This is a genomic window from Rhodococcus sp. IEGM 1330 (assembly GCF_033142445.1).
Classification (GTDB): domain Bacteria; phylum Actinomycetota; class Actinomycetes; order Mycobacteriales; family Mycobacteriaceae; genus Rhodococcoides.
Genome location: NZ_JAWLSB010000002.1, coordinates 485,148 through 499,155, shown reverse-complemented (window position 1 = coordinate 499,155; position 14,008 = coordinate 485,148). Strand labels below are relative to the sequence as shown.

Sequence of the window (14,008 nt, the reverse complement as noted above, 5' to 3'; positions counted from 1 at the left end):
TGGATTCCGGGCAGGTTCCATCCATAACTTCGAGTTCGGCAGGGCTCAGAATCCGATCGGCAAGCCGGCGTAGTTCTCGGCCAGTCCCATTGCCCCTGCCTCGCTGAAGACCACCCATTTCAGTTGCGAGAGTTGCAACTGAGTGTCGAACGGATCGTCTCCGGTGTGCAGCATCGTGGTCATCCACCAGGAGAAGTGGGTGCAGCGCCAGACGCGTCGGAGTGCGGTGTCACTGTAGGTCTCCGCTGCCTCGGTTCCCTTCCCTTGCAGCAACTGCGCCAGAGCCGGTGCCAGTAGAGCCACATCCGCCACCGCGAGGTTCAGACCCTTTGCGCCCGTGGGCGGAACGATGTGCGCGGCATCTCCGGCGAGGAACAGATTGCCGTGTCGCATCGGAGTCTGCACGTAACTGCGCATCGGCAGCACGCTCTTCTCGGTGATCGGCCCCGGGTTCAGCGTCCACCCGTCCTGGCCATGACCGAGTCTGGTAGCCAACGCATCCCAGATTCTGTCGTCGGACCACGTGTCGATGTCGGTACCGTTCGGCACTTGTAGATACAGCCGGCTGACCGTCGACGACCGCATCGAGTGCATGGCGAATCCGTCGTGATGCCAGGCGTAGATGAGCTCGTCGGTCGATGGCGCGACGTCGGCGAGCACGCCGAGCCAGGAGTACGGGTAGACCCGTTCCCACGTGTTCCGGACGGCGTCGGGCATCGCAGCGCGACTCGGCCCGAAGGAACCGTCGCATCCGGCAATGACGTCGGCGTCGATCCGCATCGATGTGCCCGACGCGTCGGTGAACGTGACGAACGGTGCGTCGGACTCGACGTCGTGCAACGCGGTGCCGGAGACGTCGTAGTAGATCTGTTGGCCCGCTTTCTCCCGGGCCGCGACGAGGTCCTTGGTCACCTCGGTCTGCCCGTACACCCACACGCTTCGGTCCACCAGGTCGCGAAAGTCGATGTGGTGCCGCTCTTCCGGCCACTGCAGATAGATTCCGCGATGCTCGTGGCCTTCGCGATGCAAACGCTCACCCAGGCCGTGGTTTTCGAGGAGCTGAACCGTCGAATGTTCGAGGATGCCCGCGCGAATTCGCGAGAGCACGTACTCCTGCGTGCGCGACTCGATCAGAATGGAGTCGATTCCCTGCTCCCCGAGCAGGTGGGACAGCAGCAAACCCGCGGGCCCTGCACCGATGATGGCAACCTGTGTACGCATGAGTCGAGTACACCTCGGTGATCCACGCCTCTACAAGCTACCGCTTCCGCTGAGTGGAAGAGTAGCTACCGGGTCCGCAGACTACGAGCGATCCCCTGGGCCGCAACCTGAAGCGCTGCAACCAGTCTCGCTCGATCTCGGCCGATACTGGGAACGACGATTCCCAACGCAGCCACCACATCCTCGCCGATGCTGCGGATCGGCACGGCCACCGAACATGCTCCGAGCGTCATTTCCTCGGCCGTCTGCGCGAAGCCCTCCCGATGGACTCGGCGCAGTTCGTTCTCCAACTGCGCCGGGCGAGTCACCGTGTACGGGGTGATGCGGACCAAGTTCCTCAGCACGCGATCGTGCACCTCGCGCGGGGCGTGGGCCAACAACACTTTGCCGACTCCGGTCGCATACAGAGGCAGGCGGGCTCCGACCCGGCTGACCGCCGGAACGGACGCATGCCCGGCCAGCCGGTCGAGGTAGAGCACCTCGTCGCCGTCGCGAATGGCCAAGTGCACCGTGGCGAGCGTCGCGCCGTAGATGTCGTGCAGGAACGGCGAGGCGATCTCTCGCAGATCGGACTGGTCCGGTGCCAGCAGTCCCAACTTCCACAGTCGGCGTCCCACCACGTAGCGGCCGTCGTCTGCGCGGACCAGTGCGCCCCAGTCGACCAGTTCACGCACCAGTCGATGTGCGGTGGCGATGGGGAGGCCTGCACCGTCGGCCAGTTCCGACAGCGTCAGCGCGGGTGCTTTCTCGTCGAACACGGCCAGCAAAGCGAACAGTCGCGAGGCAACCGACACCCCGGGATCCCGCGCATTGCCTGCCATCCGAACGACGATAGCCTCCCCGATCACCGCCGAACTCGAAGTTGTGGACACATTTGAGCCGAGAATCGTCCATAACTTCGAGTTCGGCGGGAATCACACCGCGGCAGCCGCGAAGCCGATTCTGTTGAACCGCTTCTCCCGGGCGATCATCCGCATCGACGGATCCTGGGCGATCAGGTCGGCGAGCTCACGGTGCAGCACCGCACCAACTCGATCGCAGAACTGTTGCGATTCGTCTGCCGCGTCGGGCAATTCGGGAATGATGATGTCGACAACGCCGGCGCGGTAGAGATCGAGGGAACGCACTCCCTGCTTGGTGGCCATCTCGGCTGCGTGAGTCGTATCCCGATGCACGATCGCCGACGCGCCCTCGGGTGGTAACGGAGACAACCACGCATGCTGAGCGGCGAGAACACGGTCCGCCGGCACCAGTGCGAGCGCGCCGCCGCCGGTTCCCTGACCCAACAGCAATGACAGCGTGGGGGTTTCGAGGTCGACCATGTCTGCGATGCATCGAGCGATCTCGCCGGCCAGGCCACCTTCCTCGGCCTCCTTGGACAGCGCCGCGCCTGCGGTATCGATGACGGTGACGAGCGGGAGCTTCAGATCCTGGGCCAGACGCATTCCGCGTCGGGCTTCCCGAAGCGCCGCCGGACCGAGCGGGGTCTTGGTCGTCTGACCGCGTCGGTCCTGCCCGAGCAGAACACAGGGCATGTCGCCGAACCGGACGAGGGCCAGAATCAGGCCCGGATCCGATTCACCCTGGCCGGTTCCGTTGAGGGGCAACACATCTGCTGCGGTACTGAACAGCAACTCACGGACGCCTGGACGGTCGCTCCTGCGTGAGGCCAGAATCGAGGTCCACGCGGGCACGTCCTCGATCTTCCACTCCAGCGCTTCGACGGTGCGTGGCCGGCACGACGGGATGTCGGTCATGATGCGCAGCGCGCGATCGACGATTTCGCCGAGTTGCTCGGGCGGGCGGATCGCGTCGATGAGCCCGTGGGCCTGGAGGTTCTCCGACGTCTGTACGCCCGTGGGGAACTTCGCGTCGTACAGCGCCTCGTAGACGCGGGGGCCGAGGAATCCGACGAGGGCACCCGGCTCGGCGACGGTGACGTGACCGAGCGATCCCCAGGACGCGAAGACCCCGCCGGTGGTGGGGTGGCGCAGGTAGACGATGTACGGCAGGTTCGCCGCCTTGTGTGCAGTGATCGCCGCGGTGATCTTGACCATCTGCAGAAACGCGACCGTGCCCTCCTGCATGCGGGTTCCGCCGGAGGTCGGCAGCGCCAACAGCGGTAGTCGCTCGTCGGTCGAACGGTGCACGGCAGTGACGAGCCGTTCGCCCGCCGCAACACCGATCGAGCCGGCCAGGAATGCGAACTCGCCGAGCAGGATGGCGACCTTGCGGCCCCGAATGGTCGCGGAACCGGTGAGGACGGACTCGTCCAGACCGGTCTTCTCACGGGCTGCCGCCAGTTCGCTGGCGTACTCGTCGTCGATGACGTAATCGGCCGTCGGGGTGTCCCAGGAGTCGAAGCTGCCGGGATCGATCACCAGGTCAAGGAGTTCGAGTGCGGTCATTCTGGTCATCGGATCGCTTCTTTCAGCCAGTCGCGGACGAGTTCGTCGTCGGCACCCAGTACCGGTGGTGCCAGGTGATTGGTTTCGGTGACCTCGGTGCCGTCGGATTCGAAGAATCGCAGGGGCGGCCCGGGAAGAGTGACCTTGCCGAGCGTCGCATGCTCGACGTCGACGAGCAGACCCTGGGATTTGGTCTGCTCCCACTCGTAGACCTCCTGAATGTTGCGCACTTTGCCTGCGGGAACGCCGATTTCGTCCAACAGAGTCAGTAGTGGCTCGGTCTCGTAGGTGCGGAAGATCTTCGAGACGAGTTCGATGACGTCTTCGCGGCTGTCTACGCGCTGGGGATTGGTGGCCATGCCTTCGAGGTCGGGGTCGATGCCGAAGCCCTCGCAGAACCGGTGCCACAGTCCCTCGCTACCGACCGAGATCTGCACGGCGCCATCCGAGGTCGGGAACAGGCCGTAGGGGCAGATCGACGGATGGTGGTTGCCCTGAGCCTTACCGATCTCGCCGGCGACCGTCCATTTGGTGCCCTGGAATGCGTGTACTCCGACGACGCTGGCGAGCAACGACGTCCGCACCACCTTGCCGCGGCCGGTGCGGTCCCGCTCGCGCAGAGCAGCGAGAACTCCGAAGGCTCCGTACATTCCGGCCAGCAGGTCTGCGATGGGAACGCCGACGCGCTGGACGTCGTCGGGACTCGAGCCGGTGAACGACATCAGCCCGGCCTCTCCCTGGGCGATCTGGTCGTAGCCGGAGCGGCCGCCCTCGGGTCCGTCGTGGCCGAATCCACTGATCGACAACACGACCGTGCGCGGGTTGATCTCCGCGATGCGCTCGGGCGAGAAGCCGAGTCGGTCGAGAACACCGGTGCGAAAGTTCTCTAGCAGTACGTCTGCTCGTTCGATCATGTGCTCCAACGCTTCTCGGCCCTCGTCGGTCTTGAGGTCGAGTGCGATGGACCGCTTGTTGCGGTTGGCCGAGAGGAAGTACGTCGACTCGCGCTCGGCGTCACGCGGAGTGACGAAGGGGGGACCCCACACTCGGGTGTCGTCGCCGCCCTTCGGGGTCTCGACCTTGATGATGTCCGCTCCGAGATCGCCGAGCATCATCGCCGCGTGCGGGCCGGCCAGGGCGCGGGTCAGATCGACCACCACGGTGCCTTCGAGCGGTCCGGTTCTGCCTGTCGTGTTGAGGGGCATCGAATTGATCCTTACGTCGAAGCGAGGTGGGAGCCGGACCCGAAGTCCGATTGGATTACTGGGCCAGTGGCCTAGCCAATTCAATTGGACCAGCGAACCACAGAGAAGTCAAGTACCGATTCAGGTGCCTTTGCCCAGCTCAGACGCGTGATGGCGGCACGTCGAACACACGTGCCGCCATCATCGAGCGCCTGTTTCCAGCTGCAGTACGGCTACAACCAGCCGGGTACCACCAGCAATCCCCAGGCGATCAGCGGGCCGATGACCACGACCAGGGCGCTGTATTTCAGGATCTGCTTGTAGAAGACATCGCGGTCGATGTCCTGAGCATTGGCGAGCACCAGGGCTCCGTTGGTGGAGAACGGGCTGACGTCGACGATGGTCGAAGCGATGGACAGAGCCACGATGACTCCGATGGCTCCTACTTCACCGGCGAGCAGGAACGGAACGGCCAGCGGGATGGTGACGCCGAGGATCGCGGTGGACGACGCGAAGGCCGAGACGATGGCACCGATGTAGCAGAGCAGCAGCGCCACGAGAAGCGGGATGCCGATGTTGGCGACCGAATCGCCGACGTATTCGACGGTTCCGGCTTCCTGCAGCACCCCGACGAACGTGAGCACACCACCGATGAGCAGCACCGTCGACCAGCTGATCTGGTTGATCGCGCCCTTCTGGGCCTTGGGCGATGCGAGAGCGAGGATCACGGCCACCGTCATCGCGATGAATCCGACGTCGAGATCGAGCACGAGGGCGAACAGTGCCAGCGAGGCCAGGCCGACGAGCGTGAGAATCTGATCGAAGGTGATGGCCTTGACCGCGGTGGCCAGGGGCGGTGCGTTCTCGACGGTGACCGTCTGACCGGACGGACGAGGCGTCGACGCCCCGAAGCCTCGCATGACCGTTCGCGAACCCGAACCACCGACTCCGCCGGTGTCACCGTCGGGACGCGTGCCGTCCTCGTCGTGCACGCTGCGTCCGATGAGGGAGCGGCCACCGAGGAACATGAACAGCAGCGCGCCGATCGCCGCATTGAAGAACAAGCTGCCGAGGAAGAGCGTGAGCGGACTGTTGACGAGTCCGGCTTCGGCGGCGATGTTGTTGACCGTGACGCCGTAGATGCTGATGGGCGAGAAGCCGCCTGCTTGCGCACCGTGAATGACCATCATGCCCATGAGCAGGGCGTTGATCTTGTAGCGCGCGGCGAAGCCGAGGGCGATCGGGGCAACGATGGCCACCGCGGCCGGCCCGAGCGCACCGATCGAGGTCAGGACACCGGTGATACCGAACATCACCCAGGGGATGAGTGCCACCCGGCCTCCGACGAGTCGAACGGATCCGCGGACCAGGAGGTCGACCGTGCCGTTGTTCTGCGCGATGGCGAACAGGTAGGTGATGCCGACCAGTGTGAGGAAGAGACTGCTCGGGAAGCCGGCAATGATGTCGTCGGCACCCATGCCCACGGCAAGTGTTCCGACGAAGAACGCCGCCACGAACCCCAACGCGCCCATGTTCACGGGGAACACGGTTGCGGCGAGGAACATGACGACGAGCGCAAGAATGGGTATCAGCTCGGTCGACATCGAAGGTCTCCGGTCCGTCTCGAATATCACTCGAGCGGTTGCCCGAGATCTTCAGTGGCTGATTGGACTGACCACTGAGTCAATAGGGACTCAACCAGTGAAGTGGATCACTTGTCAAGACCTAATGTGTCCGCTGTTACCTTGACCTCGACGGCTAGGGTGAAGGCCCAGAGGAACAGAGAGCGAGTGACACAGTGGCTGAGCAAATTCGCCCCGTGACCCGACCGCGACTGTACGAGGTCATCGTCGAACAGTTGTGCAAGCACATCGCCGACCGCGAGATGAACCCTGGCGATCGACTTCCGCCGGAGCGTGAGCTGGCCGGCCACCTCGGGGTGAGCCGAGCATCGCTGAGCCAGGCCCTCGTCGCCCTCGAAGTACAGGGCATCCTGTCGGTCCGGCACGGCGACGGTGCAGTGCTCGTGCGACGACCCGTGGGAGACATGGCAATTCGTGCCCTACGTGAACACGCGAACCGCCTCCCCGAGGTGATCGAGGCCCGCGAGGCACTCGAGGTCAAACTCGCCGAGCTCGCCGCCGCTCGTCGTAGCGACAGTGAAATGGCCGCGATCGACCACGCCCTGTCCGTCATGGCCTCCGAGATCACCGACGGAGATCGCGGAGACTCCGGAGACGAGCTGTTCCATCACGCCATCACCGACGCGGCTCACTCACCGTTGCTCGCCCGCCTGATGGGCGAAATCGCCGGGCTGATTCGAGAGACGCGCATCGAGTCCCTGTCGCAGTCCAACCGTCCGCAAGCATCCCTCGAAGGCCATCGCCGCATCGCCGAGGCTGTGCGACAACAGGATCCAGCCGAGGCTGGACGGGCAATGGCCGACCACATCCGACTCGTCTCGGACGTGGCGCTGCTGCGCTCGGTCGACGGCTAGAGAAGTCCGGAAGCGGTCCCCACCGAACTGGGGAACACCGTTGGTTGACATCCACGGCACCGTCGCGCAATTACTACGTCCACCCGTGAGGCGTCCGAAATCTCGGCCATCGGTGCTCCCTTCCGGGCTGTTCGATCTATCGGCGACAGTAGCTAAATATTGGTCACTAGACCAGGATTGAGGAAAAATCGCCTGCTGAAGAGCACTGCGATGGGGGTCGAAGACAGCACCCCGGCTACGTTGTAGCCATGACCGAAGAGCGCCGGAAGACGCGATACGCGCGTGGCCAGGAACGCCGCGACGCCCTGGTCGACGCCGCTATTCGCGTGATCGGAACACGCGGACTCGAACGCGTCTCGTTTCGGTCCGTGGCCGACGCCGCCGGCTTCCCGCCGTCGACCACCAGCTACTTCTTCGGCTCGGTCGGCGAACTCATCGATGCCGCGATCACCCGAATTGCCGAGAACGTGACGGCGAAAGTCACGGCTCTACTCGACGTCGCGCACAGAGGCGGGCTCACTCGCGACGATCTCGCCGACGCGATCATGGACCTGGTCTCGCTGCTGTCCTCCCCCGAGGACGACGACTCCCTCGTCCAGTTCGAGGCGTACCTCGCCGTGCGTAGGCGACCCGAGCTGGCGGATTCGGTGCACCGAATCATGCGGATGATCGAGGAGGCGGCCGAGGCGGCGCTGGGGGCATTCGGAATCGCGGAACCGCAACTACCGGCTCGGCATTTCCTGGCCCTGATCGACGGCTACACCCTGCGCGAGATCGCCAGGCCGACACCGAGTGGCAATCGGGCCGAACTGAGGGATGCCCTGCTGCGCGTGCTCGACTCGTACGTGCCGCGCGCCTGAGGTCGGAGCGCGCTAGGTGGCACCGACGAGCAGCGGCACGATGTTGCGGTGCGCGAACGCGAGCAGATCGTCGTAGGTATCGAGCGGGGCGGCGGCCGACGGAGTCAGCAGGATCGAATGAACAACGCGCACAACAATTTCCGGCGCATCCGGCACGGCGAAGGTGTCGGATTCCAGTTCATCCCTGGCGATGTGCGCGGCAGCGTTGATCGCGGGCACGAGCAATGCCGATGCATTCGTGGTCAATTGCTCGAGCACCAGCGAACTCTCGGAATCGAACATCTTCAACAGCACCGGGTTCGTCCGCACCGAGTCGATGGTCGTGGCGAATCCGTGCGCCGCCCGATCTGCTCGTGACGTCTGATTCGAGGCCGCTGCCGCCACCGCCACGAACAGCCGCGAGGACTCCCGCGCCATGACGGCCCGCACCAGGTCGTCCTTGGACCCGATCCGGCGGTAGACGGTCACTCGGTTGATCCTGGCGCGCTTGGCGACGTCGCCGATGGTGCTTCGAGGTATTCCGACCTCACCGAACAGCTCCAGAGCGGCATCGAGAATCGGCCCGTCGTCCCCATCTGGATGCATCGTTCGATCCTATCGGTCGTCCGATCACTGTCATGCAACATTGCAACACACATTGTTGCTATGTAGCATCGCCGTCAGTAGCAGCACGATCTCGAAGAAACGGAGTTTCGAATGTCTCGGAACAAGGCGGTCGACTCGAACGAGCAGTACACGGACGAGTCCTACGCGATAGTGGCGCGCGCGGTGACATTCGACTGGTCCGGCGTTCCACTCCAGTACATCCCCCACGAGTGGTACGCCACCCACTTCTGGAACGTGATGCACCTCGTCCTGCCCGAGGGAGAACGCGCGATGGCGGACGTGTTCGCCCGCGCACTGCCGTTCATCGACGACCGCCGGTTGCACGAGGAAGTCGTGGGATTCGTCGGCCAGGAAGCAACGCACGCGTCCTCCCAGGAGAGCTTCCGCAATTACCTCGTTGCGCACGGAGTGGACATCGAACCGATTCTGCAGCGCATTCGCTTCGCCGTGGGTGTGGTGTTCGGCGACCACGGCCTCACCGGCCGCGCAGGCAAGGCATGGCGGAACGAGCGCCTCGGAATCTACGCAGCGGCAGAGCACTTCACTGCCGTGGTGGGCGAATGGCTGCTCGACAACACCGAATTCGACCGCATCGGCGTCGACCCCACGATGCTGGACCTGCTCCGCTGGCACGGCGCGGAAGAGTTAGAGCACCGCAACGTCGCATTCGACGCGTTCCAATACGTCGACGGTGGCGGATTCCGCCGGGCCCGAACGGCAGTCGTCGCCAGTGCCGGATTGGCCGTGCTGTGGTTCACCACCGCCGCGTACCTGTACAAGAACTCGGTTGCCACGCCGCGCACCGGACAGCGCCGAATGCGCACCCCCTGGCCTCTCGCGTTCGCACGCGCGTCACGTAAGAACCTCATTCCAGGTCTGTCGTTCCTGTTCGTGCAGCTCGCCCTCTACATCCGTCCGGGTTTCCACCCCTCGACGATGGGCGACATCGACAAAGCAGTGCAGTATCTCGCCGTCTCCCCCGCAGCCCTGGCAGCCCAGCAATGACAGGCACTCCCGCGGTGACCACTCCCACCCACAGCCATCTGGGCGAGGTCACCGTGACCGCGCCCGGCCTCGGACTGCGGGCCGTCGGTGCCGCGTCCCGCGTCTACGCCAGACTCGTCACCGATTCGTCGATCGTGACGGCCCTGTCCCCGGCGCGACCACGGCGAAGCGTCGGATACGAATTCGAGACCGTCGTCGACGACACGATCGACGAGGCCGAGGACGTTCGCTCACTGTTGTTGTCTCGCAAAGACGGTGCACCGCTTCCGACGTGGTTGCCCGGTGCACACATCGACGTCACCACCCCGTCCGGCTCGGTGCGGCAGTACTCGCTCGCCGGTCGCCCCGGCGCAGGTGATCGCTACCGCATCAGTGTCCGCAAGATCCCCGGCGGCACGGCGTCCACCGAGATCCACACCCTCTCCCGCGGCGCTGTGCTACGAGTTCGCGGACCCCGCAACGCCTTTCCGATGGCCGAGGCCGAGCACTACCTGTTCGTGGCCGCCGGAATCGGCATCACACCCATCCGGGCGATGATCGAACGCGCCGTTCATGACGGGGCGCGGTGGACCCTGTACTACCACGGTCGCTCTCGGGCGAGTCTGCCGTTCGTTGCCCTACTGCAGCAGTTGGCTCTGACCTCGCGCGGTCATGTGATCGTCAAAACCGACGATGTCGACGGATTTCCGATTCCGACGGACATCGTCGATCTCGGGATGGGCAACTCCGCGATGTACGTCTGCGGGCCCGCGGCACTGTCGAGCAGGCTTCGCGCCGAGGCCCTCGACAGTACGGCCGTCCGCGAATTCCACACCGAATTGTTCGCGCCCGCAGCGGTGGTCGACGGCACGCCGTTCGTGTTGCAGCTCGAGCGTTCGGGCGAGACCGTCGAGGTCGGTGCCCAGGAGACCGCTCTCGACGCCCTCCGTCGATCGAGGCCGGACCAGCCCTATTCCTGCCGCCAGGGCTTCTGCGGAGCGTGCGTGGTCGGTCTCGTCGGCGGACGTGTCGATCACCGCGACCGCGTTCTCGATGCCTCCGAACGCGAGAACTCGCTCACCCTGTGCGTCTCGCGTGGTGCCGTCGACGGCGAAGTCGTCGTCCTCGATCTGTAGAAGGAGCCGAACCTCATGACCGAAACATTGACGAACGACACCGAAACGACTGTGCCGCAGATCGACGTCGCGATCATCGGCGCGGGTTTCGGCGGTCTCGGTGCCGCGATCCGACTCGAGCAGGAAGGACGCGGCGACTTTCTGATCTTCGAGCGCGACAACGCGGTCGGTGGAACGTGGCACGTGAACACCTATCCCGGTGCGCAGTGCGACATCCCGTCCGCCCTGTATTCGTTCTCGTTCGCACCCAACCCGGACTGGACGCGGCTGTACCCGCTGCAGCCCGAGATCGAGGCGTACCTCAACGACTGCACCGACAAGTTCGGGATCCGGGATCGGATCCGCTTCGGTCACGAGGTACTGGACGCAACCTGGAACGACGAGCAGGACCGGTGGGTGGTGCGGACGAGTGCAGGAACGTGGTCGGCGCGCATCCTGATCGGAGCCCTCGGGCCGTTCAGCGAGCCGGCCACACCCACTATCGACGGCCTGGAATCGTTCTTGGGCACTGTGTTCCATTCGGCGAAGTGGGACCACGCGCACTCCGCCGAGGGTCGACGCATCGCCGTCATCGGCACCGGAGCATCTGCGGTGCAGTTCGTCCCGCGTCTGGCCCCCGAGGCCGCACACCTGACGCTGTTCCAGCGGACGCCGACATGGATTCTTCCGCACCCCGACCGACCGATCTCCGAATCCGGCAGGTCCGTGCTCAGGAAGTACCCCAGGGCCCAGCGGGCCATGCGCCGCGTGTTCGATCTGTTCCAGGAAGCGTTGGTCCCCGGACTCATCAGCCATCGCTCGTTGTTGGCACCGCTCACGGCGGTGGGGCGCGCCCACCTGCATCGTCAGGTGAAGGATCCCGTTCTTCGCGAAAAGCTGACGCCCGGTTACGAATTCGGCTGCAAGCGACCCACCTTCTCGAACCAGTTCTATCCCGCACTGTGCCGAGAGAACGTCACCGTCGAGACCACCGGTATCGCTCGGATCGTGCCCGAGGGCATCGTCACCACCGACGGGACCGTGCACGAGGTGGACACGATCGTCCTCGGGACGGGATTCACCGTGTCCGGCCACACCGGCTTCCGACGCATCATCGGCCGCGACGGAAAGTCGTTGGCGGACAAGTGGCCCGACGGTGAGATGTCGTCGTACCGAGGTACCACGGTGCACGGCTTCCCGAACTTCTTCATGCTGCTCGGCCCCAACTCGGTGGTGTACACCTCGCAGGTGGTCACCATCGAAGCTCAGGTGAACTACATCCTCGCAGCGTTGCGCGCCATGGACTCCAACGCGATCACGGCGCTCGAGGTGAGCATGCGGGCGCAGTCGACGTTCGCCGAACACACCGACCGCACGCTCGCGGGATCGGTGTGGAACTCGGGCGGGTGCAGCAGCTACTACCTGAGCCCGTCGGGCCGAAACGTGACGTACTGGCCCGGTTCGGTGCGTAACTTCACCCAGCGGATGGCCACGATCGAACTCGGCCATTATCACTGGCGCAGTGCAGATTTCCGACCCGATACCGAGCTCGTGACGACGAGGGACCTCACATGAAGAACCGCATCGAGCTGTCCGGAAAAGTGGCGCTGGTGACGGGTGGAGCACGTGGAATCGGAGCCGCGACGGTCGCGGAACTGGTATCCGCGGGAGCCTCCGTGGCTGTGGTCGATCGAGACTTCCCGGCGGACGCCGCGAGTTCCGGACGAACCCTGCTGCTCACCGGCGACGTCACCGATCCCAATGCGATGGCAGACTGCGTTGCCGCGACGGTGAGCACGTTCGGCGGTCTCGACATCGTGATAGCCAACGCCGGCATCACGCCCCCGCCCGCCACCATCAGGACCATCGACCGCGCAGTCTTCGACTCGGTGATGGCCGTGAACTTCGGCGGTGTGCTCAACATCGTGCGCGCTGCGGCCGACGAGATCGTCGCGAGCGGCGGCCACATTCTGCTGGTGTCGTCGTGCGCCGCCTTCACTCCTGGCATGGGCGGGTCTGCCTACATGGTCAGCAAAGCGGCCGTCGAACAGCTCGGCCGCGCCCTGAGAATCGAACTCGCCGCCGTGGGCGCAACAGCGGGTCTCGCGTACTTCGGTGTGGTGGATACCGATCTGGCCCGCAACACCCTCGACAGCGATCCGATGGGCCGGCGAATCGGCAGGTTTCTACCGTGGCCGTTGAACCGGCGTCTGCCCTCGCAGCGCGCCGCGGAGTTGCTCGTGCACTCGGTCCGCACGCGTCGGGCCCGACTCATCGCGCCGTCGACCTGGACGCCGTACTTCTGGTTCCGCGGAGTTCTCAACCCGATTCTGGAACGCAGACTCGTCAGGGACCGCGCGATCGCCGAGATCATCCGGGATCTGGAGAAGACGCACGCCCGCTGAGTCTCGCCGGCGTGGGCGGGGTTGCTACTCGCTGTCCCCGTCCACGCTGGGTACGTCACTCATGGGCGGAAGCGATCGCGCGCACAGGTCCCGCGCATCGGTGTCGGGTACTCCGAGGGCGAGCAGAACGCCGTAGGCCATCTGGTCGACGGTCTCGACGTCGCTCCGTTCGGGTTGCTCGAGCAGTAGCTGCCCCATGCCCAGCAGTGCGCCCGCGACCAACGCCAGCGACAGCTGGATGTCCGGGACGCGGAAGTATCCGGCCACGACTCCGGCCTCGATGTCTCGCGCGGCGCGCGGACCGAGACCGTGCGGTGAGGTGATCAATTCGGGGCCGGAGTGGATAAGTACCCGACTCAGCTCCGGCTGCAACCGAAACAGGCGACCGGCGATTCGGAAAGATCGAGTGAACGCCTCGGCAGGATCGGCGGCAACATCGGTCAGCGAGTCGAGGTAGATACCCAACAGCTCGAGCGCGCCGTCGACCGCGGCCTGGAACAGCTGTTCCCTGCTCTCGAAGTGGTTGTAGAAGGACCCCATCCCGACGTCGGCAGCCTGAGTGATCTCCGCGATCGGAGCATTCAGCTCGCCGCGGGCGATGAATCCTTGCGCCGCCGCGATCAGCGCGCCGCGAGTGCGTGCTTTGCGCCGCTCGAGCCGATTCGGGGTCTCTGTCATGTTCCCTACTTCTGTCTGCGCTGGTCGACGCCCTGACTCTTCCTCACCGC

At 64.9% G+C, this 14,008-nt stretch carries 13 protein-coding genes; 6 read left to right on the top strand and 7 right to left on the bottom strand.

The features are described 5' to 3' along the window. Positions 1-45: 45 nt before the first annotated feature. The 5 genes from R4P57_RS07290 to R4P57_RS07270 all read right to left on the bottom strand — a co-directional run bounded on the left by R4P57_RS07290 (position 46) and on the right by R4P57_RS07270 (position 6,417). Entirely contained in the window at positions 46-1,221 is a 1,176-nt protein-coding gene (locus R4P57_RS07290) for a 4-hydroxybenzoate 3-monooxygenase (RefSeq protein ID WP_317802167.1), read from the bottom strand. A gap of 65 nt (positions 1,222-1,286) precedes the next feature. Continuing rightward, positions 1,287-2,042 carry an IclR family transcriptional regulator gene (locus tag R4P57_RS07285; RefSeq protein ID WP_317802166.1) on the bottom strand — a complete coding sequence of 252 codons (756 nt, stop codon included), beginning with the start codon at positions 2,040-2,042 and terminating at the stop codon, positions 1,287-1,289. Positions 2,043-2,135: 93 nt separating this feature from the next. Then, positions 2,136-3,638, bottom strand: coding sequence for a carboxyl transferase domain-containing protein (locus R4P57_RS07280; RefSeq protein WP_317802165.1), 1,503 nt, complete (start codon positions 3,636-3,638; stop codon positions 2,136-2,138). Continuing rightward, positions 3,635-4,834, bottom strand: coding sequence for a CoA transferase (locus tag R4P57_RS07275; RefSeq protein ID WP_317802164.1), 1,200 nt, complete (start codon positions 4,832-4,834; stop codon positions 3,635-3,637). The genes R4P57_RS07280 and R4P57_RS07275 overlap by 4 nt, the downstream gene beginning before the upstream one ends. Positions 4,835-5,046: 212 nt before the next feature. Beyond that, positions 5,047-6,417 (bottom strand): SLC13 family permease, encoded by a 1,371-nt coding sequence (locus R4P57_RS07270; RefSeq protein WP_317802163.1) that lies wholly within the window; start codon positions 6,415-6,417, stop codon positions 5,047-5,049. A 194-nt stretch (positions 6,418-6,611) separates the two neighbouring features. Between R4P57_RS07270 and R4P57_RS07265 the strand changes: the two genes are divergently transcribed. Together R4P57_RS07265 and R4P57_RS07260 are read left to right on the top strand one after the other, a co-directional pair. Beyond that, a complete protein-coding gene (locus R4P57_RS07265) occupies positions 6,612-7,310 on the top strand; it encodes a FadR/GntR family transcriptional regulator (RefSeq protein WP_317802162.1) in 699 nt (232 codons plus the stop codon). Positions 7,311-7,558: 248 nt separating this feature from the next. Continuing rightward, positions 7,559-8,170 carry a TetR/AcrR family transcriptional regulator gene (locus tag R4P57_RS07260; RefSeq protein WP_317802161.1) on the top strand — a complete coding sequence of 204 codons (612 nt, stop codon included), beginning with the start codon at positions 7,559-7,561 and terminating at the stop codon, positions 8,168-8,170. 12 nt (positions 8,171-8,182) lie between these two features. On the opposite strand, the gene R4P57_RS07255 is transcribed toward R4P57_RS07260, so the two are convergent. Next, positions 8,183-8,755, bottom strand: coding sequence for a helix-turn-helix domain-containing protein (locus R4P57_RS07255; protein WP_317802160.1), 573 nt, complete (start codon positions 8,753-8,755; stop codon positions 8,183-8,185). A gap of 111 nt (positions 8,756-8,866) precedes the next feature. On the opposite strand from R4P57_RS07255, the gene R4P57_RS07250 reads away from it, so the two are divergent. The 4 genes from R4P57_RS07250 to R4P57_RS07235 are packed head-to-tail and all read left to right on the top strand — an operon-like array spanning position 8,867 to position 13,280. Next, on the top strand, positions 8,867-9,781 hold the full coding sequence (locus R4P57_RS07250; RefSeq protein WP_317802159.1) for a metal-dependent hydrolase: 915 nt from the start codon (positions 8,867-8,869) through the stop codon (positions 9,779-9,781). After that, positions 9,778-10,896, top strand: coding sequence for a PDR/VanB family oxidoreductase (locus R4P57_RS07245; RefSeq protein ID WP_317802158.1), 1,119 nt, complete (start codon positions 9,778-9,780; stop codon positions 10,894-10,896). Before R4P57_RS07250 ends, R4P57_RS07245 begins: the two co-directional genes overlap by 4 nt. Before the next feature lie 15 nt (positions 10,897-10,911). Then, positions 10,912-12,450, top strand: coding sequence for an NAD(P)/FAD-dependent oxidoreductase (locus R4P57_RS07240; protein ID WP_317802157.1), 1,539 nt, complete (start codon positions 10,912-10,914; stop codon positions 12,448-12,450). Next, the gene (locus R4P57_RS07235; protein WP_317802156.1) at positions 12,447-13,280 is read left to right on the top strand and encodes an SDR family NAD(P)-dependent oxidoreductase; all 834 of its coding nucleotides are present in this window, start codon (positions 12,447-12,449) and stop codon (positions 13,278-13,280) included. Before R4P57_RS07240 ends, R4P57_RS07235 begins: the two co-directional genes overlap by 4 nt. A gap of 24 nt (positions 13,281-13,304) precedes the next feature. Here R4P57_RS07235 and R4P57_RS07230 read toward each other — a convergent pair whose 3' ends face one another. Further along, the gene (locus tag R4P57_RS07230; protein ID WP_317802155.1) at positions 13,305-13,958 is read right to left on the bottom strand and encodes a TetR/AcrR family transcriptional regulator; all 654 of its coding nucleotides are present in this window, start codon (positions 13,956-13,958) and stop codon (positions 13,305-13,307) included. Positions 13,959-14,008 lie beyond the last annotated feature (50 nt).